Genomic DNA, 24198 nt, shown 5'->3' on the forward strand with positions numbered 1-24198 from the left:
ACCTGTTTAAATTCAATTTTTTACAAGCCATATTCAAAAGCTACAATTTGATAATCAAGAGGTTATATTTGTTATTTTTTAACATTAGTTTAACATTTTTGTTTATCTTTGCTTTTCGTCAAATAACTAAGAATGTCTTTATACCAAAAAATTGCAGAAAAACTACAATATATAAGTCCGAGTTTTTATAAAAAAAGATATTTTAAGAATTTAAACAATCTTACTAAGAATAATTTTTCGGCACGCAACGTAGAACCGGAACTGGTATGGATTAAGGAATACCTTCCCAAAAATGCTGTAATACTGGACATCGGGGCTAATGTCGGAACTTTTCTTTATCAGTTGGAACATAAGCTGAACCATGAACATATTTATGGTTTTGAACCCAACAAGAAGCTTTACCGCCGCCTGAAAAGACTTTTCCCAAGAATGAGAATATTCCCTTTAGCTCTTTCTGACGAAAATACAATTGCCGAATTTAAGGTTCCTATTATTAATGGCAAGCTGATTGCTTCCCGGGGAACTTTAAACACCTCTTACAAAGAGAAAGGTGAGGAAAAAAGCTATACGGAAAAAGTAAAAGTGATCAAGCTGGACGAATGGGCTGCAATAGAACATTTTGACAGACTGGATTTCATTAAGATAGATGTGGAAGGAAATGAAATGAAAACCCTGTCCGGTGCTAAAAAAACCATCATGCGGTTCCTTCCGACACTGATGGTCGAAATGGAGCAGAGACATCACAAAAACCCGATCTGGAATGATATTTCCGAAGTAAAAAGCTGGGGATACGAAGCACAATATCTTAACCGTGAAAGTTTTAAGCTGGAACTCCTGACGGAAGAGATTTTAATACACAACACCAACGATGAAAAAAACAAGACCAGCTATATAAACAACATTATTTTTACGCCAAAAAACCATTAAAAAAACATTATGAGTGTAGTAGCGAGACAGGGCTTCAAATATTCCATCATAGGTTATATTGGTTTTCTGCTGGGTACCATATCCGCCATTTTTATCTTTCCGTACAATTTTGAATTTTATGGAAAGCTCCGTTATATCCTGCCTACTGCCGAGATGCTGGTTCCTGCTGTAGTATTGGGAATCTCTTATTCCAACGTGAAATTTTTCCACAGGGTAGAAAAAGACGGCAAGAAACAGAATATGCTGTCACTGTCGCTGCTTACCGTGTTTGTTAATTTTATCATTTTTACGGGTGTATTTTTTGTACTGCCCTATCTTTTCCCAAAATTCAGACATTCGGAAGCATGGAAATTAAAGGAAATGATTCTTCCCCTGATTCTCATCCTTTCTTTCTGTGCAATTTTTAATAAATATACCTCCAATTATAAGAGAATTGTAGTATCCAATATTTTTGATAATCTTTTCCCCAAGATTGCCAACCTGGGAGCTTTCTGCCTGTTCGCTTATTTTTTACTCTCGCAGAAAGTAGCGTTTGCTTTCTTTTTCGGAATGTTTGCCCTGATGCTTTTCGGATACGTTTATTATACGAACAAGCTTGAAAAGATAAAGCTGGACTTTAATACGGATTATTTTAAGAAGGATAATTTCTGGAAAGAATTTTTCAATTACAGTTTTTTTGGATTTCTGGGAACTTTCGGAAATTATCTGGCGATCAACAGTTTCATGATCGGCGAGTTTCTGGGAATGGAGGAAGTGGGAATCTATTCTGTTCTTTATGCTCTGATTTCTCTGATTTCAATTCCACAGCTGGGATTGTTCAACATCTCTGCCCCAATCATCAATAAAACACTGGTTGAGGGTGACATGGAGGAACTGGACAGGTTTCACAAAAAGACATCATTATCCTTATATTTTTTAGGCGCGGTTTTATTTTCATGCATCATGGTTGGTTTTCCTTATCTGACGGAATTTATGCCTAAAAATGGAACGATGCTTAGAGAATATGAGCCCGTAGTATGGATCTGGGGTTCTGCAGTTTTAATTGATCTGGCGACAGGCTTTAATGGGAATATCATCTCGCTTTCCAAGTATTACAGATTCAATATCCTGATTATGCTTCTTCTGGCTGGACTCACGGTTGGACTGAATTATTATTTCATTAAAAATACAGATCTGAAGCTGATCGGGATTGCTTTATCTACCGCTATTTCACTCACAACTTACAATGTCATCAAGATCGCTTTCAACTATTTTGTTTTTAAAGTGTCTCCGTTGACGATTGAAATGATATTTGTCTCTATCATATGTACTTTAGCGATCACTGTGGCGATTGTTTTACCAACTTTCCATAATAATTTCATCAACCTGATGTACAAACCAGCTGTTGTTCTGGTATTGATCTACATCGGAAATTATTTCACCAAAGTATTCCCACTCGAGGATTATCTGAATGCAAATTTTATCAAAAGTATTTTTAAATTTAAATAGAAATTAAATCAGAGAGAACATCTTCCAATTTTTTTAAAACTAACTTTTTGCTGTAGTTTTTCTGGAAATCAAAGCGCGTATTTTTAAGCATTTTAAACTGCTCCAGAATATTATCCGACTCAGGAACAATAAATTCTAATTTCGAAGGATAATCTTTAGGAAAAACAGCCGTTTTGCCATATTTGATAGCATCACCCAAGTTCCCGGTCATTTTGGTCAGCCCATAAATTTCTTCCCTGCTGAAAAATTCTGTTTTCTGCTGAATCGGACACCACAAAACATCTGCATTCTGCATCCATTTTTCAAAATCATCATGGGAAACCCGGTCTGAAAAATACTGTATAGAAATATTTTCCGGAAGCTTTTGGGACAGTTTTTCCAACTGGCTCAGCTCACTGTCTTTGGCTTTTCCAAGAAATATGAATTCATATTTCTCTTCAGCTTTTAAATTTTGAATGGTTTTAAAAACATGATGGTAATCTCTTCTTTTTTGTGAAACACCCCCCGGAATCACAACTTTAAGATCATTGTTTCCCTGTTTTTCGAAATTCTTGCTATAAAAAAGAGGCAGAAATTTATAAATATCAGATGCAAGCTCTTCATCCAGTACCAATAAATTCTTAGCATTCCTGTACGCTTTTGAGGTATAAAAAAGACCTTCTTTCCACCAAAGCTTCAGCCGGTAAATAATATCCCCCTTAAAAATACTTTTCATCAAAGCACCTTTTGAAGCTACAGAAAAATTCATATTATGAACAATAACCGATACATTATATTTCTGAGCCAATGCATGAAAGGTGTTGAAATATCGATGAACCGTTCCAATGATGACCAGATCATATTTCTTTAATTTCAACTGCTCCATGATCATGGAACTGTCAGATAAAAATATTGTTTCGCCGTCCTCCACAATCAAATCTTTAATCTTTTTCGAAAAATAGTAATCTACACTGAAATCCGAAGAATCCTTCATGATATCCATGAAAGCCTGCGCAATTTCTGCGTGGGTATCTATTTCTATGTAAGCGATTTTTTTCAATTGGAATTAGAGGTTAGAGGTTAGAGGTTAGCAGAGGTAAAATGTTTGACTTAATGTCAATTTATCTTTTGCAGTTTTATAATTGTGATTATATTTTCAGCCATTTTTTCTTCAGCATTGCCCACCGTTTATCGTTGATAGCTTTTTGCTCTTCTTTGGAGATCTTCAGTTCCAGTTTCGCTGTTTTGCAGGCTTCATAAGCTTTAATGATCTTAAAGAAAAAGGAAACAGATCTGCTCTTCACAGCTTCCTTTGAAGAAGCGATGTAGGCAAGAAACCTGTTCAGACCTAAAAAGTAAAAATATCTGCCGTAATAGTCTGCCGGTCTGATTGTATAATCCGCACCTTTTACCTTGATCAGTTTTACCTGCAGCTCAGGAATAACAACTTCTTTCCAACCCAGGTTTTCCAAAAGAATAGAATCAATATTGTCCCAGCCCAGCGTTTCTCTCAATCCTCCGATTTGAACGAAAGATTCTTTGCGATACGCTTTCATAGGGCCTCTTACATGATGCTTATTCGAATTCCCTTCGTATACCCAGCCTCCATCTTTTTCCACATATAACAAACCACCAACAAGTCCATATTCAGGATTGTTTTTGAATGCATCCTCTACTGTTTCCAGATAATTTCCGGGAAGGATAATATCGGCATCAAATTTACAGATGATATCAAATTCGTCCGTATTTTGGGTTTTCAGTCCGTTTTTGAATGCACTCACCACTTTAGAACCTGGCTGATGGGCAGATTTCTGAAGATTCACCGTTTCAAAACGGGAATCATTTTCTGTATATTTTCTGATTATTTCGGCCGTTCCGTCTGTAGAACCGTCATTAACCACCACAGTTTGGAAATCCTTAAAGCTCTGCTGCTGTAAAGAATCCAGTGTGAATGAAAGATTTCCTTCTTCGTTATGTGCAGGAATTATGATTAAAAACCTCAAGCTTTTGAATTTACAAATGATAAGCGATAAATGATCCTAATGAATTATCATTTATCGCTTAAATTATTTTATTTGTTGTGCGGTTTCAGCATGTTTTTAGGATCAAGGATCTCATCGAGCTTCTCCTGGGAAAGAATTCCTTTCTCTAAAACCAGATTGTAAACACTATTCCCTGTTTCAAGAGCTTCTTTAGCAATCTCCGTAGATTTCTTGTATCCAATATATGGGTTAAGTGCTGTTACAATACCAATGCTGTGCTTTACCATATTCAGGCAAATTTCCTTGTTAGCAGTAATTCCTACAACACATTTTTCACGAAGCGTATCTAAAGCATTGCAAAGGAAATTAATGTTTTCCATGATCGCATGGGAAAGCACAGGCTCCATTACGTTAAGCTGCAACTGCCCTGCTTCTGCAGCAAAAGTTACGGTAAGATCATTCCCAAATACCTTAAAGCAAACCTGGTTTACCACTTCCGGGATAACAGGATTCACTTTTCCAGGCATAATGGATGATCCAGGCTGCATCGGAGGAAGATTGATCTCAAATAATCCGGCTCTTGGGCCTGAAGAAAGCAGTCTCAGATCATTACAGATCTTTGAAAGCTTCACGGCAAGACGTTTTGTAGCAGAAGAATAAATTACATAAGAACCTGTATCCGGTGTTGCCTCAACCAGATCCGGTGCGGAAATAACCGGAAAACCAGTAATCTGAGCGAGGTTTTTCGCACAAAGTGTTGCATAGCCTACCGGAGCATTCAGCCCTGTACCAATGGCGGTCGCTCCCATATTCACTTCTACAAAAAGGCTGGCATTGTTGTTTAATTTAGAAATATCTTCTTCCAGAGTAGCTGCATATGCTTCAAACTCCTGTCCTAAAGTCATTGGAACAGCATCCTGAAGCTGGGTACGGCCCATTTTGATTACGTCATGAAACTCTTTTCCTTTGGCCCGAAAAGCTTCGACGATTTTTTCAAGTCTTTCAACAAGTCCGATATTCATATGCAGCAGTCCCATCTTGATAGCTGTAGGATAGGCATCATTGGTGGACTGAGAAAGATTGATATGGTCATTTGGTGAACAGAATTCATATTCACCTTTATTTTTTCCTAATTTTTCTAAAACAATGTTGGCGATCACTTCATTCGCGTTCATGTTGATTGAAGTCCCGGCCCCTCCCTGGATCATATCCACAGGGAACTGCTCATGGTATTTTCCGGCTATAATTTCATCACATGCTTCCGCTATTTTGAAATACAGACTTTCATCAAGCAGACCCAATTCATAATTGGTTTTTGCCGCTGCTTTTTTCACAAAAGCCAGACCTTTGATAAAATCCGGATATGAAGACAGAAGCTGTCCCGAGATTTTGAAGTTATCGATCGCTCTCTGCGTCTGCACCCCGTAATACGCATCTGCAGGCACATTGAGTTCGCCCAACAGATCGCTTTCTTTTCTGAAATTTTCCATTACAGATATTTTAGCTGTTTTTTATTTTTAAATATAGCAAAAACGCATCTTAACCGATGCGTTTTAATTGTTATTTCGCTGGATATTTTTGATTTAAAGCCTGAAGGATTGCCCATGTTTCAGCATCCATAATTCCGTCATAATTCTGCGGACGGAAATGGTACTGTAAAGCTTCGATGGTTCTTTTTGTTGCATCATCCCACTTTCCGCTCAGATCCACATAATATCCGAATTTCTGCAATGCCGTCTGGATAGCAAAGATAAAGGAAGGATCATTATACTTTAGGGGTACTTCTTCCTGTGCCAGAGCTAAGAAATTCTGTTTTACGGCTTCATCGTACCACATTCCAAGCTGGTATTCATCATACAGCTTTTTCCACGGGAACATAGGTCCGGGATCCTGCTTTCTTGTTGGGGCAATATCTGAATGAGCTAGGACATTGGTTGCCGGGATTTGGTATCTGTTGACAATATCTTTAGCCAAAGCAGCCACTTTTTTCACCTGCTCATCACTGAATGGAGCAAATACTTTTTTTCCTTCGGCATCTGATGTATATCCGGTATTGACAATCTCAATTCCTATAGAAGTATCATTAAGGTTTTTATCATTTCTCCAGTTACTTACTCCGGCATGATAAGAACGTTTGTTCTCGTCCACCAGCTGATAGATCTCATTGTCTCCGGTATTATTAACCAGGTAATGAGCGCTTACACCCTGTTGGGTAAGAACCGTAATGGACTTATCATCAGGAAGCGCTGTATAATGTAATATAAGGTAACGCTGTCTAAAGTTCTGTCCTATGGCAGGGAAATAAGTCTTTACAACTTTATATCCTGCCGGCTTTGCTGAAACGATAGAACCGTAACTTGCCGTATTGTCATTTTTTGTAGGATCAGCAAGATTGGTTGTAAAAAATTCTACTCCGCGGTCATTGGTAATTTTAGGTTTTGCGGTCTCGGCTACCGGAGTCTTAACAGCAGGTTTCGCCTGTGATACCGGGGCTTTTGGCTTGTAGGTATTTTTTTTAACATTTTGCTGGGAAGTACATGAAAAAACAAAAGTACTTAATCCGATGATATATAATGTCTTACGCATCAGTTTAATTTTTTAATCATTTATCTCCTCAAAAATACACAAATTTTTCTTGAATTTTATTTGGTAAATAAAGAAATCTATTCTATATTTGCACTCGCAATAACGGAACAACGATCATTAAAAAATAAGAAAAAAGGAGGGTTGCCAGAGTGGTTAATGGAGCAGTTTGCTAAACTGTCGACGTGCAAGCGTCGCAAGGGTTCGAATCCCTTACCCTCCGCATTTTTTTCTTACTAACTATATTTTTCGGGGCGTAGCGTAGTCCGGTCATCGCGCCTGGTTTGGGACCAGGAGGTCGCAGGTTCGAATCCTGCCGCCCCGACTGTTTTAGTAATTTTCTCAAAATTATTTAATGGGTGCGTAGCTCAGCTGGATAGAGCATCTGCCTTCTAAGCAGACGGTCTCAGGTTCGAATCCTGACGCGCTCACTTTATGACACCATTAGGCAAATTTAGGCAAAATGGTGTCATTTTATTTATAAACACCTTTCAATCAGTCCATTTAAAGTATTTTACAGCCTTTTTCTTTGTTTTACAAGCATAATTTCTTTCTTAAAAAAACAAATATTTTATCTTTTTTAGACAATTCTTACCCTAAAACTCTTTATTATTGATACGAACCTGACAGGATTCGAACCTTTTTAAAAATATTAAATAACTGAAAATCAACAACATACCAAAATTAGCTTGTTTCTATGGAACAGAAGGTTCGAAAAGACATGCCCATCAAGTTATCTATACAGGATTCTGAACACTTTAAACACAACATAACACACTGGTAATCAATACATAACATCAAGAAAACTTAATCAATTTTAAAACAATTTAACCTTACTCTGGAGTAATTCAAGTGAGAATCAATACAAATTTTTAATAGTCTTAGCCCCTCAAAATTCAATTTGCCTTTTAGACTGATTAAGATAAATAGCCATGAATACCTATAAAAAATCTTATATGGCACTGTATTTTTGTTGTTTTATTCAATTTTTGAACATCTAAAGTGGTAAATTTGAACAACCAACAGTTTTAAACCCACATCTTAAGAGTGTGTTTTTAGTTTCCAGAATTTCTATAAAGCTTGGATAAACTTTATTGCTGGTTATGTTTCCCCTTTTCATCAACAGTATCAACTGAGATAATTTAATACTACTTTTTGAAATGATGGAAAGTATCCTAATTAGTTAACTCATTTGCATAATGTAATAAAAGAAGATGTCTAAAGTGCTTCTTCTTTTAAACCGTAATTATAGCACGGTCTATCTTTAAATAGCCGCACTGCATTTAGCCACAAATTGCTCAAACTTCCGATCTGTATTTCGCATGACCGGTCCGTGACCGAAGCAGATAATGGCAGGGTTCAGTTTTGCTAACTTCTGGAGCGATTTGATGTTGAGCTGCTGATCGGACGTGAATATGTTCGGCGGAAGCCGCAGACCGGTCGCTGTCGTGAGCAGGTTCATATTTGTCGCTACATCTCCGATTATCAGTATACCATCCCGCTCACGGAATAAAGAAATATGTCCTGCCGAATGTCCGGGTGTCTCTATTACCCGAAAATTCCCAATCATGTCGTTTTCAACGATTGTCCGTTCGACTTTATGCCCCTGACCTGCCCAGTACTTTTGTTGAAGCTTTGCTACCCAATGTTGCGGAGTTGGATAGTCGCTGGTTACCATACCTGTTTCGGTCCTAAAAACTTCGTTAGGATGACAGAGTAAGGGTATTGCGAACTCAGCGCATATCTGATCGCTACAGCCCTGGTGGTCTGCATGCGCGTGCGTCAATATATGTTGATCAACGGGAATTTTCTGGAGAGCCTTCTTTACAGTGGTATACGAACTCCGTATTCCGGAATCTACCAATACACCTTCAATAATATAGCAGTTGATACTGTTTCGCGGCATCAGTGAAATCTGGAACACTTCGGGAGCAATTTGACGTAGCATAGGTTTTTTGTGCAAACCTACATCTCTGATCAGGCCTAAATAAGGACATTTGTCCTATAATACATTGGGTCTATGTATTTGGCCTTTCGCGCGTGTAAGCGATCGCTGCGTGATGCCCAGGTACGATGCCAGATCCTGCGTCGCTATGCGCTGAACGAGTATCGGTTCGCTAGACAGGACATGACGGTATTTATCCACAGCCGACTTATTATTGTAATTCAGCAGATAACGTTCCTTTTGGTTATACTCCTTCTCCATCACCGATTTTATAACCTCGTTCCAAGCGGTTACCTGGTCAAGCAGATGCCGATAATCGGGGTAGGTTATCCGATAGATCACGCTATCTTCTATAGTCCTGATGCTTCTTCTGGATTTTTCCTGCCTCACAAACTCTGAAAACGAGGTGACGAATTCATTTTCAAACTTGAAGCAGGTTATATTTTCATTTCCCTCTTTGTCAATAGCGTATGCTTTTACAGCACCACTAGCAATAAACCCAATATGACGGCAGGACTCATCCTCACGAATAAAAAAATCACCTTTTTTTAAGCGGACCGGTTTGAAAAACTGCGCAGAAAAGTTGATTTCCTCAGCCGATAGTCCTCCTGTTGAGGATAGATAATTTTCAAATACGTCAGTCATTTCGCAGTCTTTTCGTCCTTTTTATTTTTTTTAACTGTGTATGGATACATACCAAATCCAACATCCAAATCTAACAATTATTATATATTCAAAACTAACAATTATTTCTCTGTTAGGCCCTTTTTTGTATCAGATAAATGATGACATGCTCCTTAATTGATGGGACATTTTTCCCTTAATTCTTCTTTATCTTTTCGCAAATAACACCTCTGTTAAAACAACCTGATGACAATTCGTTATTCCCTTTTCCACGGCATCATTTTTATCATTTATCCAAATAATTCACCCTGAAGAGTAACATTATTTACTAAATCAACACCTATTAAGGGAAACTGACAGTAATCTATAATTATGTAAAGTCAATTTATGAAGAAAATACTATATGCTTTCATACTTTCTGTTATTGCAATTTTTGTTCTGAATAAGTTGGTTTATCAGGAAGTTCCCCAAAAACAACAACAGAAGCTTCTTTCTGAAGTTCAGCATTATCAGCACCCCATTAAGAGTATTTCTATGGAATACCGTGACAACAGCGATCTGAAAGTACTTGATTCTGTACTAAAGGACAATAAAATTTTGATGTTGGGAGAAAATACGCATTTTGACGGTGCCACTTCGGAGGCAAAAAGCAGGCTGATCAAATATCTTCATGAAAACCTGGACTATGATGTAGTTTTGTATGAAGCAGGACAATATGATACCTGGATGATGAACAGGGAAATGAACAGCCACAGCATGAAGATTCCTGCAGATTCCATAGCTGGTCTCGGCCTTTTCTGGTTCTGGTGGGCAAGCACAGAAACAAGACCGCTTATCCAATATTACCAGAAGACTAAAGCCTCAGCTACTCCTATTGAGCTTGGTGGTTTTGATATTCAGTTTTCAGGAAACGTGCTTTCCGGCAGACGAGGTAAGTTCCTAGAAGAATTTCTAAGCAAAAACAAGATCAATATTAACAGGTTTCCTGTTTTTAATAAGAATATCAATAATTTTGATAACCTTACCTTCGATCACTATGCCAATAAGATCTTTAAAGGAAATGAAAAAAATGAATTCCTCCGTGAAATCAATAAACTCGAACAGACAGTTTTAAAGCTGGAGAAAACACCGGAAAATATAATGTATGCTCAATATCTGCATGATATGAAAAATAATTTTCATAAGTCATGGAAATACAAACCAGGATCAATGCCGAGCATGCAGTTCAGAGATTCTCTTATGGCCAGAAATCTTATCCATCAGATTGATTCTGTGTACAAAGACAAAAAGGTCATCGTATGGTGTGCCAATATCCATACTTTCGCGGAAAGGTATGATAAGGATTATCTTCCATTGGGAGCCTATATCAAGAATAAATACGGCAAAGCTTCTTATATGATAGATTTTTCCTCATACGCCAAAAAGAGCGATAAGGGTATTCTTATTAATAAACCGGGGAAGTTTGCTATTGAAAATGCATTTCATGAGACAAAAACTCTCTACTTTTTTATGAACCTGAGGGATATTCCGGAAAATTCACTTTTGAGAAAGGAATTCGTATCAACTGTCAATCAGGGAATTGACCAAAAGAGGATCTGGAGCCGCTCTTTTGACGGAATATTTTATATAGACACCAATACTTTATTAACACCAATCAATAAATAATGGAAAACATAAGAACGCAGGACCTGAGTTATGTCATAGGCTCCAAAACTATTTTAAACAATATCAGCCTGAATGTTCCGGAAGGCAGCATTTATGGTTATCTGGGAAGGAACGGAGCCGGAAAATCGACCACAATAAAACTTCTTTTAGGACTTCTGGAGGAATCCAATGATAAAATATTTATTCAGAATAAAAGTTTAAAGCAAAACCGTACAGAGATCCTTGCCTCAACCGGAAACCTTATAGAAGCGCCCTGTTTTTATACAAAGCTGACTGTTTTTGAAAATTTAAAATACCTGGATATTATTTACGGAAAAGGAACTAAAAGAATTGATGAAGTCCTGGAGCTGGTAGATCTGCATAAAGAGAAAAAAAAGAAAGCCAGCGCCTTATCAATGGGAATGAAACAGCGTCTTGGAATTGCCATGGCTATTTTTCATGATCCGAAGTTGCTGATTCTGGATGAACCTCTGAACGGGCTTGACCCACAGGGTATTTTTGAAATGCGAAAACTTTTTCAGAATCTGAATGACCAAGGTAAAACGATCTTCCTTTCGAGTCACATTCTGAGTGAACTGGAAAAAACCGCCACCCACATCGGGATCATTGAGGGCGGAAAAATGATTTTTCAGGGTACAAAAAATGAACTCCTGAGCCAAGTTGAAAGGGAGATCATTTTAAAAGTTAACAATGGAGAAAAAGCGATATCTGTGCTGAAGGGAACTTTTTCTGCATCTCAAAATGAACCGGATAAAATTTCAGTAAAAATTAATGACGACCTGGAATTCAATCTTCTTCTGAAAACTATGATCGGGAACGGTATTGAAATTTATGATATAGAATCTCAAAGCGCCAATCTTGAACAGATTTTTATTAACCTAATTTCTAAAAAACCATGACCAATACTTTCTATAAAGCTTTTTCGTCTGAACAGTATAAACTCTCTAAAAATAAAGAAATCTTTGGGGTATTCCTGATTCCTGCTTTTGTCATTTTAGCTATTACTTTTTATATTGCCTATGATGTTATCAGCTCAGGAGTAGCAGAAAGCAATGCCAATCCGTGGAAATATGCACTGGGAAGGTATGTATTTATGTTTTTCTATTTGCTGTATCCTGTTCTGGTCTGTCTTTTTGTTCATGCATGCTGTGACGTGGAATACCGGAATAACAATTATAAAATTCTGTTTACCATTCCCGTTTCGAAGTCGAAAATCTTTTTTTCTAAGGCTTTGTTTATTCTGGTCACGGTTCTGTTATCCATATTGCTGTCGTACATTGTATTTTTAGGAAGCGGTTATCTCCTTTCAGTCATTTTTCCTGCCCTGGGTTATCAGAATTATGATTACAGGGAAGTTATATTTTATGTTTTCTTAAAGTTCTATATCACACTTTCTGCTATTGCGATGGTACAGCTGGCATTAAGTCTGGTATTCAGAAACTTTATTTATCCCATTGGGTTTGGCATGTTCATGCTTCTGTTCACAGCAATGGTCAAAGACAAGGAATTTTCAGATTTTTTGGTTTATACCGGAGGTTATAAATCCTTAGAAAATTTTCTGAATGAAAATATTCTTTTTGAAAGACTCGATTACTGCAATATAGCTGCGGTGTTTATTTTTATTGTGGTAAGCTTTTATCTGTTTGTGAGAAGGAAAAGAAGTTAAGATACGTTTATAAAACTTGAATCTTAAAAATTTTAGAAATCTTGCTAATGCAAATTTCTTGTAGAAGGCTTTTGCTTGGTTTTTATATCCTTGAAAAGTTCTTTATAAAGATTTTCTAATTCTTTCGGGGGTATTCCTGCATCAAAGCTTGACGATTCGTATGTTTTGCCATCAACTGTAATTAATACACTGGAAATTAAGGCCCTATCTGTAAACCTCCCTTCAGAAGGAGATTTTAGTGATGCAATTTTATCAAGATCTATTACTTCAATCTGTTTTACAATGTTTGCCCAATCCAGAGGTGATAATGCAGACACTGAAACACTTCCGTTCAGAGATATCGTTTTAGAATTTGGGATAAATGTTATCAGTCTGTCTGTACCTCTTGTCTGTTCTTTGATCTCTATTTTTTCAATCTTGGATTTTTGTACAGCATTTGATGTAAATGCATCCGGATTTCCTTTTTGTTGGGAAGTACAGTTCACATTACATAACATAAGGGAAATTAACACAATTGTCAGTCTAGGATTCATTTTATGTATTTTAAAGTTTCAAACCAGTTTATTAATAAAAATAAATACATTTGTAAAATTAATTAAATTATATACACATGAAAGGTAAAACTACTTTTAAATTACCATTTTTACTTTTTTTAACACTCTTTTGTTTAGTTTTCGGACAGAAAAATGATCCTACAGATAAGATTGTTTTTGGGAAAACTTATACACTTGAAGAGCTCAGAAAAACAAATGGGTTTGTGAGATGCGCTTCTACGGAATATGAAGCTATGCTGCAGCAAAAGAACCCTAAAAGGATGACCGAACAACAGTTTGAAGACTGGATTGGGCCATTGATTGCCAATGCACAAAATAACAAATCTCAAAACGGAGGAATCATTACAATTCCTGTTGTAGTACACGTTATTCACAGCGGGCAGGCTTTAGGTACCGCACCTAATATTACCGACACACAGGTTCAGTCTCAGATTACTGTAATGAATAATGACTACAGAAAAATGGCTGGAACCCCAGGAGCAAACACCAACCCCGTAGGAGCAGACACGATGATACAATTTGCACTGGCAAAAGTAGATCCTAAAGGAAACCCTACAAATGGTATAGACCGTGTAAACCTATGTCAACCTTCATGGTCTACTTCTGTTATTGACAGCTATGTAAAACCTGTCACCATCTGGGACCCTACAAAATACATGAATATGTGGAGTGTAAACTTCTCTGATCCAGATCTACTTGGTTACGCACAATTCCCTTCCAATTCTTCTTTACAAGGACTGGCCGTGAATGGCGGTTATGCAGATACTGACGGAGTGGTAGCTAATTATGCAACTTTTGGAAGCAGTACTTATAACGATGGAACATTTTTATTAAGCGCTCCGTATGACCGTGGAAGAACAATGACTCATGAAGTAGGGCATTTCTTAGGATTGAGACATATTTGGGGAGACTCAAACTGTGGAACCGATTATGTTGCAGACACTCCAGTACACAGAACATCTAATGGAGGATGCCCCGTACATCCAAAATCAAACAGCTGTGGTACTACTGATGAAATGTTCGAAAACTACATGGATTACACCTTTGATACATGTATGAATATTTTTACAATCAATCAAAAGGACAGAATGTTTGCAGTAATGAACAATTCTCCAAGAAGAATGGAATTAAAAGCTTCAACTGCAGACATTGCTATCCCTTTATTTGCCAATGATGGTGAACTAAAAGGAGAAAGAAACTGTAATGAAACATCATGCGCTGATGCTCCGACTGCTGTCACTGCTCAATTCTCACTATACAATAGAGGAACAAGCCCGCTTACGGCTGCTGTTATCACTTACTCTGTGAATGGTGGACCTCAGCAGACAATAAACTGGAACGGAAACTTAGCTCAAGACAAGTATGCCATAATCAGCATTCCTTCAGGTTCAGGAGCTGGCAGTATTTCAGCAAATATTACATCAGTAAACGGAACTACTGACCAAAGAGCCACTAATAATTCTGCTTCTGTAGTTCTTGGAAATACAGTACCGGTATCAAGTACAAATTTTACATTCGAATTACAGCTTGATTATTATGGCTCAGAAACAACATGGGATCTAAAAAACAGTGCAGGGACTATATTATATAGTGGAGGAAATTATCCTGATACTGATCCTAACTTCCCTGCCCTTCTTACTGAAAACTGGACCTTGCCTCTTAATGATTGTTATACTTTCACCATCAATGATAGCTATGGTGACGGTATCTATATAGATGAAGGCTTCTATAGAATTAAAAACTCAGCCGGAGCTATCATAGTTGCCGGACAAGAGTTTACAGACATACAACAAAAACAATTCAAAGTAGTAGGAGCATTAGCTACAAGCGAAGTGACAAAAGACAAAAATACAGCCGGAATTTACCCGAATCCTGTAAATGATGTTCTTAACGTTACAAACATAGCTAACAATACTAAATATGAAATTTACAATGCTGTTGGGCAGATTGTAAAAAGCGGTGCCATTGAAGATCAGAAAATACGAGTAGTAGAATTGACAAAAGGAACCTATTTCATTACATTCAAAAATGACAAGAAAACAGAAAGTGTAAAATTTATAAAAAAATAAATTAAATCTAAAACTGCAGTTTTCTTAATTGTAATAAACCTTCGGACTTTTTTCCGGAGGTTTTTTTCATTTCAAAAATTTATAAAAATTCACTGTAAAATTTAAAACTCAAAAAAGAATCTGCATCTAAAGCATTGATATATAAATCCTAAATATTTTATTACATAAGAATATTGCTTTTTTTGACTTGTATAGATTTTAATGTTGTTAATTACTATTCAATATTTTTTTCACATTTCTCTTTTTTATTTGAAAAAAGTTACTATCTTTGCACTCGCTAAAACGAAGTAATATTCGCTTAGATGACCATCAATCGGGGCGTAGCGTAGTCCGGTCATCGCGCCTGGTTTGGGACCAGGAGGTCGCAGGTTCGAATCCTGCCGCCCCGACTGTTTTTAGTAATTTTCTCAAAATTATTTAATGGGTGCGTAGCTCAGCTGGATAGAGCATCTGCCTTCTAAGCAGACGGTCAAAGGTTCGAATCCTTTCGCGCTCACTTTATGACACCATTAGGCAAATTTAGGCAAAATGGTGTCATTTTATTTATAAACACCTATCAATCAGTCCATTTAAAGTATTTTACACCCTTTTTCTTTGTTTTAAAAGCATAATTTCTTTCTTAAAAAAACAAATATTTTATCTTTTTTAGACGATTTTTACCCTAAAGCTCTTTATTATTGATACGAACCTGACAGGATTCGAACCTTTTCAAAAATATTAAACATATGTAAATCAATGACATAATGAAAACAACTTATCCCTCTGGAACAGAAGGTTTGAAAAGCTTAAGTTTAGTGAACAATTTATTCCATTCTGGTCGGTTAAAAGTTTTTGCAGAATAATCCTCGAAAATAGTTTCTGTAATAATCAGATTGTTATATTTACAATAATGAACAAGTCGTTGCAACTGGCTGCGTTGGGGATATCCTTTTACAGCCTGTTCATCAGTACTGACTCGTATGTACAGATAAACGGCTTGCATAGCATGGTTGTATTATAAAATTCCTTACTGTATTTAAAAACTCCTATATATTTAAACGAAAAACATAACAGTTTATTTGACGAGTTTATATACATGTTTTAACAAAATAGCTTTTGCACTTAGCTTTAATTTTGTTTTACTGGATGATAATAGCAGAATTTATATTTATTGCAGAATCATGGCAGTATTTGAAAAGGATGGCTCTGATATTCGTAGATACATCCACCCCACCTTCAGAAACAGAAGAAGCGCCAAACAATCTTTATAAAATTCAAGAATGCTAATTAAAGAGAAATAACGATTTTACCTACCATATCTCCTTTTTCTATCCTTTTATAGGCTTCTTTGATCTTTTCAATTTTATAAACCTTATCAATAATGGGATGAATGTCATTTATCTCAATGGCACGGTTCATTTTTGAAAAACTTTCCGCGCTTCCTGTCGCCAAACCCTGAATGCGTATAAAGGACATATTGATGGAATGTTTATGGATATCAATGGGTAATGTCGACCCTGATATAAATCCCGCAGTTGCCAAAAAGCCGTTTTCTTTGAGCGAAAGCAAAGACTGTTCTATGGTTTTCGTACCTGCAATATCTAATGTAATATCTACCCCCACTCCGTCATTGAGCCGTAGAACTTCCTTGTGCCATTCAGGATATTCCGTATAGTTGATGACGGCATCTGCTCCCAGCTCCAACAACTTTTGCTTCTTTACTTCTGTACTCGTGGTGGCAATGACCTTTGCTCCTGCGGCTTTTGCCAATTGCAATGCGAAAATGGAAACCCCACCAGTACCTTGTGTCAGAACGGTTTGACCGACTTGTAGATTAGCCTGATTGACTAATGCGTGCCACGCAGTCAGGGCAGCAATCGGCAATGTAGAAACTTCCTCAAAATTTAAATTGTCCGGGGCTTTTACAATCCCATATTCAGGAAGGCAAACGTATTCCGCCAAAATGCCTTGCGTTTGCCAGGCAACCCTTGTATTGTTTTCTTTTTGAAAATCACCTTTTGTCCAGTTCTGTATGTACTGGATTGCTATACGGTCTCCGATTTTCCATCCGTTAACGTCTTCTCCCAATGCCTCTATAATCCCGGCTCCGTCAGATAGAGGCGTGTAGGGAAGATGAGGCAGGTCTTTATAAAAATTGCCACTTGCCAGCAGGACATCCAGGTGATTAAGGGATACCGCTTTTATCCTTACCAGCACCTCCCCCCGTTTAGGGCTTGGTTTCTCTATTTGCTTTAATTGTAAATTTTCAATACCAAATTGTTCCAATTGTACTGCTTTCATATCCGATTTCTTTTCCAACAAAGTTGGCTAAATACAATCTAAAAACTTGGTATCCTAAAGTGATAAAACAGTATTATTCTTGGATATCGACGCGGGTGACCAAAAAAAATGATAATTTTACGTTATGGATGTAATAACTGATACTTTCACAATTGAAATTGCTGAATATGATGAATGGCAAGACAGAAGCTGTAAAAACAACTTCTTTGAACTCGTTTACATTTTAGATGGCGAGGGTTTTCATAGTGTCAATTATGTAGACTATCCATACCAGGCAAACGGTATTTTTCTTTTACCTACGGCAAAATGCCATAAATATGTGATTGAACGGACAACCCGTTTTTTGTTTGTCAGATTTGTCGGAACTTATTTTTTGTCCAACCTGAATGCTGCTATTGATTACAGCAACTGGTTCAGCCGCTTGAATTTTATAATGGGAAACCATAACCATCTTGCAGGTGAGCTGATTGACGACCCTGATGACAAAAAACAACTTAAAAGGCTTTTGGATGTGATACTCTATGAATACAATAAGAAAGATATCTGTTCTGCATTTGTCATTCAGAATACGTTAGTTTCTGTATTGGCTGTTATTTGCAGGAATATTCAGCGAAGGGCTTGGGATGGAAGGACTTTCAATGATCAAAAATTTATAGATTTACTTAATTTCATCAGCTTTAACATTCTTGATCCTGAAAAACTATCTATCAAGTATCTATCCCATAAATTTCATATCTCGGAGACCTACTTTAGCGAATATTTCAGGCGCAATGCTTCGGAGCGGTTTCAGGATTATATAATAATATCCAAATTACGGATTGCCCAATCAAGAGCAAAATATACAAATAGCCCTATACAGGAAATTGCGCTCGACTTAGGATTTACCGACAGTAGTCACCTTAACAGAACGATTAAAAATCATTTTGGAAAAGGGATGCGTGAAATAAGAAAAGAAATGCAACGATAATAAATGTATAACTTCTAGTATCGTTGTTCTATATTTTAATTTAAAAGGGGTAAATAATCTGGATTGGATATTATCTGTCATCTTTTCTTCGTTTAAATAACACACATCTATTAATGGGTTAAATATCCTGATGTCATCGGGTTGGTATATGGATCTTCGTACATTAACGGATCATGGCATACTGTAGTAACTACTGAATCATGAAATCTCTGTCGGTCTGGTTTGCGACAAGAAGTTCAATATTTTCTACATATTTCTTGTGACATCATTTCCAGTGAACCAAATCGTAAGGATAGTATTGATGTTGTTTTAGAACCGTATCATCTAAACATAAGATTTTAACGAGAGCTCCGCTTTCAAAACTCCAATATCCAAGAATACTTCATTTTTGTTTTTATCATTATCAAACCAATAAGTTGATTTCATTTTTTTATACCAATTGGTGTTCAGGTAATTCTTCAATTCATTAACATCTCTAGTGTAATGGCATATTAGATCTTGAATTGATTGAGATTAACTTTGAAGATGACATCAGGTTTATAGCGAGCAAACTAAATTATGAAGGTAAGATTGAAATAGATGGTATGCCGTTCCAAGAGGCACGTGCATACTGTGCTGAACTCTAACTCAGCTTTACTATGGACGCATGGTGTAACACAGGCCGTACAAGGTGCATACAGTAAGTACTATCTTGGCGGACGTTATATCCCCGGACCAATAAAAATTATTAAACACCTTGGCTCTAGCAATATTAATACTATTGCAAACGAAATACTTGGACTAACTAAAATGAATTGGAACTCTTTTGATTTATACAGTCAGCAGGTGTTTCAATAATGGCTGCAATAAAAAGGTGCTTACTTCTTATTAGGTGTGGGATTCAGAGACATCGTTTCACTTTATTTTACTGTAATTGAAGTCTTTACTTTTAAACTTCCGTTCAATCTTTCAAGTTCTCAAATAAAAATGTCGGAAGAACAAATCTTCCGACAAGTTTTAATCCGATGCCATTGATTAAGAAAGTTTTTCAATATTTTTTTCTTTAACTTGGTTCAGAAAGTTATTTGGTCAAGATGTTTTTAAAGAAGGGAATTATTTCAGCCAATGCTTGAACTGTGTATTCGGGAACATCATATAGATCATAATGACTTGCTCCCTTAACAACCTGTATGCTTTTTTGTTTCGATGCTGCTTTACCAAACAGTTCAAGTCCGTCCCTATACGAACCAAACGAACCTACCTTATCGCCGACTACCACATGAAGCGGTTGGGTAAGTAATAGCTCAGCTAGGTGGAATGCATCAAAAGCCATTGCTTTGTCCAGACTGTCCACACGTAGGTGGTTCGGAGAATTCGGATGCTGCCCTCTTGGTGTTTGATAGTAATCCACAGCTTCTATAAGGTCAATATCGTTTAAGCCGGCCGCCTTTCTGTCTTCCTGTGAGTTCGGTCTATAAACTGTAATAGCAGGTTCTACTCCTCTTGCTTGTGCTGTTCGCTGCTTGGCAATTCCCTCCAAAGTTTTTATTGCAGCATCTGCTGAAAAGTCTCCCTCGCGAAGCAGCCGTCCATAGTTGGCTCCTACGACAGTTACAACTGCTTTAAAACGTCTTTCGGTCATTGCTGCATTGGCCGCGTAGCCGCCACCACCACAAACGCCTAAAACGCCTATTTTTTCCTCGTCGATGTAGCTTAATGTTGTTAAAAAGTCTGCTGCGCAACGAAAATCCTCAACACGGGTTGCCGGGTCTTCTAAAAATCTTACTTCGCCACCACTTTCTCCCTGATTGGAAGCGTCAAAAGCTAGCGTAATAAATCCGGCTTCTACCAATGCCTTCCCATAAACATTTCCTGCTGTCTGCTCTTTACAGCTGCTGATCGGATGCGCACAAACAATCGCTGGATATTTTTTAGTTTCATCAAAGTCTTTTGGGAACTGTAAAATACCAGCTACCTCCCAATTCCTGTTTTTGAATTTTACTGCTTTCATTCTCTTATCTTTAAAAGTTATTTAAACTATACAAAGATATTTTGAACTGTAGCCTTGATCCTTAAAATAATTACGGGAAGACTTTAACTATTTACTGATTTCGGAAAACACTGGGAGAAATACCCGTTTCCTTTTTGAAAAACGTAGCGAAATAGGACGGATATTCGAATCCCAAACTATAAGCGATCTCGCTGATACTTAATGAGGTTGTTCTTAATTTATTCTTTGCTATCTGAATGAGTAGTTGATGGATATGCTCCTGAGGGGAACGTCCCGTATAATGCTTAATAAGATCGCCAAAATAATTGGGTGATAGATTTGCCATATCCGAGAAATAAGAGACAGACGGCATCTTTAGGGAGTTCTGTTCATCATCATAATACACTTCAAGGTTTTTGTAAAAATCAGCTACGGTAGTATTATACAGATCTTGTCTTGTATCAAACTGCCTGCTGTAAAATTTTTGGATGTATGACAAGATAAGCGAAGCATATGAAAGAACAATATCTTGGGAAAAATTATCGTTGCCATCAAACTCCTTTAATGCCTTTTGAAAAAGGTCAGTAATGATTTTCTCTTCCTCTTTGGTAATAAAAAGAGCCTCGTGATTACCGTAATAAGTAAACTGTATTCTTTGGCTATTTTTCTGAAAATTCCTGCATCAATCAGAATTTGATACCCTGAAATTTGGTGTTCTACGTCCCATTGTAGCAAATCTCCTGGCTGATCGAGATAGACAAAGGCATCCGACTGGTCAAATATGGTCTGACCATAATCCTGTGTCTTGTCAAAATTCTGCTTTATAGCCAAAAGATAAAAATCAAGCTCAATAGGAGCAGATTTTCTACGCATATCATTTTGCCTACCATATTCTACCATATGAATATGGCTATTCTTAAAGCCGCTTATATTCGTGTATTCAAGAAATTCCTTTATGCTGTATTTTTTTTTCAATGCTTTATCTCCTGTAGTGCACAAATTTAAAAATTAATGGTTTTGCTTGCTTTAAGTTTTTACTGGAATACGTTTGATTTTTACGTTTTTTATATTCGTGTTATTAACTACCGGTTGTAGAAATGATCTGTATGAATCACACATATTAGAAATTCTACTTTCAAACGTGTTACAGCTAAAACCGTTTATTTTTTTCAGCATTATGATTAGGTGTAACCCAAAATAATCTCCTCCATTTGGCTATAGTATTCCTGCTCAGTTTAAAATGTTGGGCAAGCTGTAGATTATTCAACCTGTTTTTTTCCTGATAATCCAAAATCTCAAGTATAGAAGATTTATTGTAAGATCGGTGGTTTTGGTTAAATACTTCTGTCGGTTGATCAGATTTACCGAAGATCTTACGGTTAAGCTCTATGATATCTAATACTGATAGTTTTTGTTTATTTAACAAAACTTTACATTCTTCTTTTCTGTCAGGATATTTCTTATTTATTATATCGTTATAGATGCGGTGATAATCCGGAGTTGATTTTTCCATAATGTTTTTTTTAGAATGAATGTTTTTTAGAATCGGGGCTTTCCCAATATGAATTCAATTATTTCCGTAGAACTTGCTATTTATATCTTATTTCTTAAAGCATATTTGCTTATCCATTTGTATAGAGTTGTTTTGGGAATTTTATATTCATCAATAATCTGCTGCCTCGTTTTTTCCTCACTTTCCACTAATTCCAAAATAAAATCTATTACTTCTTTGGTATATATATTTTTCCTGAACTGCGGAAGCTTAGATCCTTTTTCGTTTGACGAACTATTGTGATTAGTACTTCTTTGTGGAGCATATAATATCAGGTGCTGAGAATAGACCCTGAAAAAATCATATTCAAGCAATTTGCTCCATTTTAACAGAATGCCGGTGGTTAGTTCCTTTTGTAAAAACATTTCTTCTATTTCTTTATTGTTACATTTGAAAAAATTACAAATACGTGATGTTTCAACTTCAAGTTCCAGGACTCTTTGTCTGACTAATGAGCCTATGTGGATATTTTTAAAATGGCTACTCATTTTTCAACTTTTTATTCTCGTTTACCTACATTGATGCTTCCAAATACATTTTTGGTATATTTAGAACTTACTATATTGTTTTCAAATTCAAGAAACATAATGGTTTTCAGTCCCCACCATGTTTTATTCAGCTCATATTGCCAAATATCATCAGGATAGAAGTTAAAACTGTCTCCCAATTCTTTCAGCACTTCTTTTTTGGTCATCCCAAGAAAAGACTGGCCGTATGCAACTTTCTTTATCATATAAATAGCGGGTATTCTGTTTTAGACTAAAACTCCTTAATCAGAAGAACTAAATAAATCTTCAACCATAGTAAACTATTACAACTAGAACTTATGAAAAACTAGTAAACTGGTTACCTGGTTGAAGATATTATCATTTCAAATAGTAAAATCTATGGCTTCCAGAAAGACCATACAGTACCATTGTATACAGCCAGCTGACGTGCTGTAGTGTCATACACCATCATCCCTGCACTTGGACTAATGATATTGAGGTGCGGACTGGCAACTTTAGGCAGAATCATTGCTTTATCAGGATCTGTTAATACAAGAATACCTTGTGTAGTATCCGTAGCAGCGCTGGCTCCTATTGCGGTTTTGGCAGTAAGCTTCTCTGTCTTGTCAGCCCCCTGAATAGAAAGATCCGCGTTACCAGTAGTATCTACACTTAAATCAAACCAGCTTCCACTTTTAAGATATTTTACTTTATTATCTACCGTATCGAATATAATAGATCCATTTTGGGAAATCCCGCTTTTGTTTTCCACATAAGGCAGAACCAATCCTTTATTTTCGGTATCCGAAAATTCTAGAGAGACAGAAGTATTAGTGATATTCTCTTTTCCTATTGCCACTTGAGATTTTATGCCAATGACAGAAAAAATTATTATTGCTGTTATTATTTTTTTCATTGCTCTTTTATTTTCATTGTTATAAATAGAATAAACAAGAATTAATTTTGCAGTAAACGAATGGTGAGAATATTGGTTCCTGTACTCTTCTTTAGCTGCTCGTTATTCATAGTAGTTCCGATACTCAGCACATCACCTTTTTTTAGCTCTTTCTCGAATGAGAAAATACCAGTGGGTGACCCGTCTACTTCATAACCTCTGAGTGATTCAGTCCCATTTATATAAATGACATATTCTTCTTTTTGCTCAAATTGATCATTTTCATGAATATTACCGGAAATATTTACTTGATATAATCCATTTTTACCAATCGTAATCTCATTGTCCTTAAGGGAACTTTCATTGTGTGTACTTTTTGACAAGGAATTTGAAAAGTTCATTAACTTTTTTGTTCCCGCATTAAAACCATTTCCTTCAAAATTTAAAACAAGATCTTTAGAGGTCCCTATTTGAGAATTGGTCTGCCCAAATGTCTGGGATATAAAACCTGTTAAAAACATAGCTGCTAAAAGCACTGGATATTTGTATGTGTTTTTCATTTCTT

The 24198-nt window shown here is 36.6% G+C and carries 24 protein-coding genes, 5 tRNA genes and 1 pseudogene; 12 read left to right on the plus strand and 18 right to left on the minus strand.

The genetic code is table 11. From position 1 onward, the window contains the following. Positions 1 to 132: 132 nt before the first annotated feature. Positions 133 to 927, plus strand: coding sequence for an FkbM family methyltransferase (locus V6R96_RS16250; protein ID WP_111955950.1), 795 nt, complete (start codon positions 133 to 135; stop codon positions 925 to 927). Between the two features lie 9 nt (positions 928 to 936). Next, on the plus strand, positions 937 to 2415 hold the full coding sequence (locus V6R96_RS16255) for a lipopolysaccharide biosynthesis protein (RefSeq protein WP_336379564.1): 1479 nt from the start codon (positions 937 to 939) through the stop codon (positions 2413 to 2415). Here V6R96_RS16255 and V6R96_RS16260 read toward each other — a convergent pair. The 4 genes from V6R96_RS16260 to V6R96_RS16275 form a co-directional block, all read right to left on the minus strand. Continuing rightward, positions 2408 to 3454 (minus strand): hypothetical protein, encoded by a 1047-nt coding sequence (locus V6R96_RS16260; protein WP_336379565.1) that lies wholly within the window; start codon positions 3452 to 3454, stop codon positions 2408 to 2410. The two genes, V6R96_RS16255 and V6R96_RS16260, sit on opposite strands and share 8 nt — an antisense overlap. An 88-nt stretch (positions 3455 to 3542) precedes the next feature. Further along, positions 3543 to 4397: a glycosyltransferase family A protein gene (locus V6R96_RS16265; protein WP_336379566.1), complete on the minus strand. Its 855-nt coding sequence runs from the start codon at positions 4395 to 4397 to the stop codon at positions 3543 to 3545. Positions 4398 to 4465: 68 nt separating this feature from the next. Then, positions 4466 to 5866 (minus strand): aspartate ammonia-lyase, encoded by a 1401-nt coding sequence (gene aspA / locus V6R96_RS16270; RefSeq protein WP_111955942.1) that lies wholly within the window; start codon positions 5864 to 5866, stop codon positions 4466 to 4468. A 70-nt stretch (positions 5867 to 5936) separates the two neighbouring features. Beyond that, entirely contained in the window at positions 5937 to 6962 is a 1026-nt protein-coding gene (locus tag V6R96_RS16275; protein WP_223558570.1) for an N-acetylmuramoyl-L-alanine amidase, read from the minus strand. A gap of 135 nt (positions 6963 to 7097) precedes the next feature. Between V6R96_RS16275 and V6R96_RS16280 the strand changes: the two genes are divergently transcribed. The 3 genes from V6R96_RS16280 to V6R96_RS16290 all read left to right on the plus strand — a co-directional run bounded on the left by V6R96_RS16280 (position 7098) and on the right by V6R96_RS16290 (position 7390). Further along, positions 7098 to 7182 (plus strand) — tRNA-Ser (locus V6R96_RS16280). Between the two features lie 27 nt (positions 7183 to 7209). Continuing rightward, positions 7210 to 7284, plus strand: a tRNA-Pro gene (locus tag V6R96_RS16285). Positions 7285 to 7316: 32 nt separating this feature from the next. Continuing rightward, positions 7317 to 7390 (plus strand) — tRNA-Arg (locus tag V6R96_RS16290). An 833-nt stretch (positions 7391 to 8223) separates the two neighbouring features. Here the strand turns inward: V6R96_RS16290 and V6R96_RS16295 are convergent. Together V6R96_RS16295 and V6R96_RS16300 are read right to left on the minus strand one after the other, a co-directional pair. Continuing rightward, positions 8224 to 8907, minus strand: coding sequence for an MBL fold metallo-hydrolase (locus V6R96_RS16295; protein ID WP_336379567.1), 684 nt, complete (start codon positions 8905 to 8907; stop codon positions 8224 to 8226). A 54-nt stretch (positions 8908 to 8961) separates the two neighbouring features. Then, a complete protein-coding gene (locus tag V6R96_RS16300) occupies positions 8962 to 9549 on the minus strand; it encodes a Crp/Fnr family transcriptional regulator (protein WP_336379568.1) in 588 nt (195 codons plus the stop codon). A 366-nt stretch (positions 9550 to 9915) separates the two neighbouring features. Here V6R96_RS16300 and V6R96_RS16305 point away from each other — a divergent pair, with 366 nt between their 5' ends. From V6R96_RS16305 to V6R96_RS16315, 3 genes are read left to right on the plus strand one after another with little or no spacing between them, the layout of a single operon-like run. After that, positions 9916 to 11193 carry an erythromycin esterase family protein gene (locus V6R96_RS16305; protein ID WP_336379569.1) on the plus strand — a complete coding sequence of 426 codons (1278 nt, stop codon included), beginning with the start codon at positions 9916 to 9918 and terminating at the stop codon, positions 11191 to 11193. Continuing rightward, positions 11193 to 12092: an ATP-binding cassette domain-containing protein gene (locus V6R96_RS16310; protein WP_336379570.1), complete on the plus strand. Its 900-nt coding sequence runs from the start codon at positions 11193 to 11195 to the stop codon at positions 12090 to 12092. Before V6R96_RS16305 ends, V6R96_RS16310 begins: the two co-directional genes overlap by 1 nt. After that, on the plus strand, positions 12089 to 12859 hold the full coding sequence (locus tag V6R96_RS16315) for an ABC transporter permease (RefSeq protein WP_336379571.1): 771 nt from the start codon (positions 12089 to 12091) through the stop codon (positions 12857 to 12859). The genes V6R96_RS16310 and V6R96_RS16315 overlap by 4 nt, the downstream gene beginning before the upstream one ends. 44 nt (positions 12860 to 12903) lie before the next feature. On the opposite strand, the gene V6R96_RS16320 is transcribed toward V6R96_RS16315, so the two are convergent. Continuing rightward, positions 12904 to 13392 carry a hypothetical protein gene (locus V6R96_RS16320; protein WP_336379572.1) on the minus strand — a complete coding sequence of 163 codons (489 nt, stop codon included), beginning with the start codon at positions 13390 to 13392 and terminating at the stop codon, positions 12904 to 12906. 77 nt (positions 13393 to 13469) lie between these two features. Here V6R96_RS16320 and V6R96_RS16325 point away from each other — a divergent pair, with 77 nt between their 5' ends. From V6R96_RS16325 to V6R96_RS16335, 3 genes are all read left to right on the plus strand, one after another. Beyond that, positions 13470 to 15482 carry a M43 family zinc metalloprotease gene (locus V6R96_RS16325; RefSeq protein WP_336379573.1) on the plus strand — a complete coding sequence of 671 codons (2013 nt, stop codon included), beginning with the start codon at positions 13470 to 13472 and terminating at the stop codon, positions 15480 to 15482. A gap of 314 nt (positions 15483 to 15796) precedes the next feature. Continuing rightward, positions 15797 to 15871, plus strand: a tRNA-Pro gene (locus V6R96_RS16330). Positions 15872 to 15904: 33 nt separating this feature from the next. Further along, positions 15905 to 15978: transfer RNA gene (locus V6R96_RS16335), tRNA-Arg, on the plus strand. A gap of 258 nt (positions 15979 to 16236) precedes the next feature. On the opposite strand, the gene V6R96_RS16340 is transcribed toward V6R96_RS16335, so the two are convergent. Continuing rightward, a complete protein-coding gene (locus V6R96_RS16340; protein WP_336379574.1) occupies positions 16237 to 16464 on the minus strand; it encodes a recombinase family protein in 228 nt (75 codons plus the stop codon). 284 nt (positions 16465 to 16748) lie between these two features. Continuing rightward, a complete protein-coding gene (locus V6R96_RS16345; protein WP_336379575.1) occupies positions 16749 to 17762 on the minus strand; it encodes an NAD(P)-dependent alcohol dehydrogenase in 1014 nt (337 codons plus the stop codon). Positions 17763 to 17886: 124 nt separating this feature from the next. On the opposite strand from V6R96_RS16345, the gene V6R96_RS16350 reads away from it, so the two are divergent. Then, positions 17887 to 18729 carry an AraC family transcriptional regulator gene (locus V6R96_RS16350; protein WP_336379576.1) on the plus strand — a complete coding sequence of 281 codons (843 nt, stop codon included), beginning with the start codon at positions 17887 to 17889 and terminating at the stop codon, positions 18727 to 18729. 265 nt (positions 18730 to 18994) lie between these two features. Here V6R96_RS16350 and V6R96_RS20805 read toward each other — a convergent pair. The 9 genes and pseudogenes from V6R96_RS20805 to V6R96_RS16390 form a co-directional block, all read right to left on the minus strand. After that, a pseudogene (locus V6R96_RS20805) lies at positions 18995 to 19233 on the minus strand (PoNe immunity protein domain-containing protein). A 556-nt stretch (positions 19234 to 19789) separates the two neighbouring features. Further along, positions 19790 to 20719: an alpha/beta hydrolase gene (locus V6R96_RS16355; RefSeq protein ID WP_336379577.1), complete on the minus strand. Its 930-nt coding sequence runs from the start codon at positions 20717 to 20719 to the stop codon at positions 19790 to 19792. Positions 20720 to 20810: 91 nt separating this feature from the next. Beyond that, positions 20811 to 21197 (minus strand): helix-turn-helix domain-containing protein, encoded by a 387-nt coding sequence (locus tag V6R96_RS16360; RefSeq protein ID WP_336379578.1) that lies wholly within the window; start codon positions 21195 to 21197, stop codon positions 20811 to 20813. Between the two features lie 62 nt (positions 21198 to 21259). Then, complete coding sequence (locus V6R96_RS16365; RefSeq protein WP_336379579.1) at positions 21260 to 21697, minus strand: hypothetical protein; 438 nt, start codon at positions 21695 to 21697, stop codon at positions 21260 to 21262. Positions 21698 to 21848: 151 nt separating this feature from the next. Beyond that, complete coding sequence (locus V6R96_RS16370) at positions 21849 to 22211, minus strand: helix-turn-helix domain-containing protein (RefSeq protein WP_336379580.1); 363 nt, start codon at positions 22209 to 22211, stop codon at positions 21849 to 21851. Between the two features lie 80 nt (positions 22212 to 22291). Further along, positions 22292 to 22738, minus strand: coding sequence for a transposase (locus V6R96_RS16375; RefSeq protein ID WP_336379581.1), 447 nt, complete (start codon positions 22736 to 22738; stop codon positions 22292 to 22294). An 11-nt stretch (positions 22739 to 22749) separates the two neighbouring features. Further along, entirely contained in the window at positions 22750 to 22983 is a 234-nt protein-coding gene (locus V6R96_RS16380; protein WP_336379582.1) for a hypothetical protein, read from the minus strand. A 152-nt stretch (positions 22984 to 23135) separates the two neighbouring features. Then, positions 23136 to 23654 (minus strand): hypothetical protein, encoded by a 519-nt coding sequence (locus V6R96_RS16385; RefSeq protein ID WP_336379583.1) that lies wholly within the window; start codon positions 23652 to 23654, stop codon positions 23136 to 23138. A 41-nt stretch (positions 23655 to 23695) separates the two neighbouring features. Beyond that, complete coding sequence (locus V6R96_RS16390; protein WP_336379584.1) at positions 23696 to 24193, minus strand: hypothetical protein; 498 nt, start codon at positions 24191 to 24193, stop codon at positions 23696 to 23698. Positions 24194 to 24198 lie beyond the last annotated feature (5 nt).

Origin of the sequence: Chryseobacterium sp. CCNWLW53, assembly GCF_037083525.1 — a bacterium.
Lineage (GTDB): Bacteria > Bacteroidota > Bacteroidia > Flavobacteriales > Weeksellaceae > Chryseobacterium > Chryseobacterium lathyri.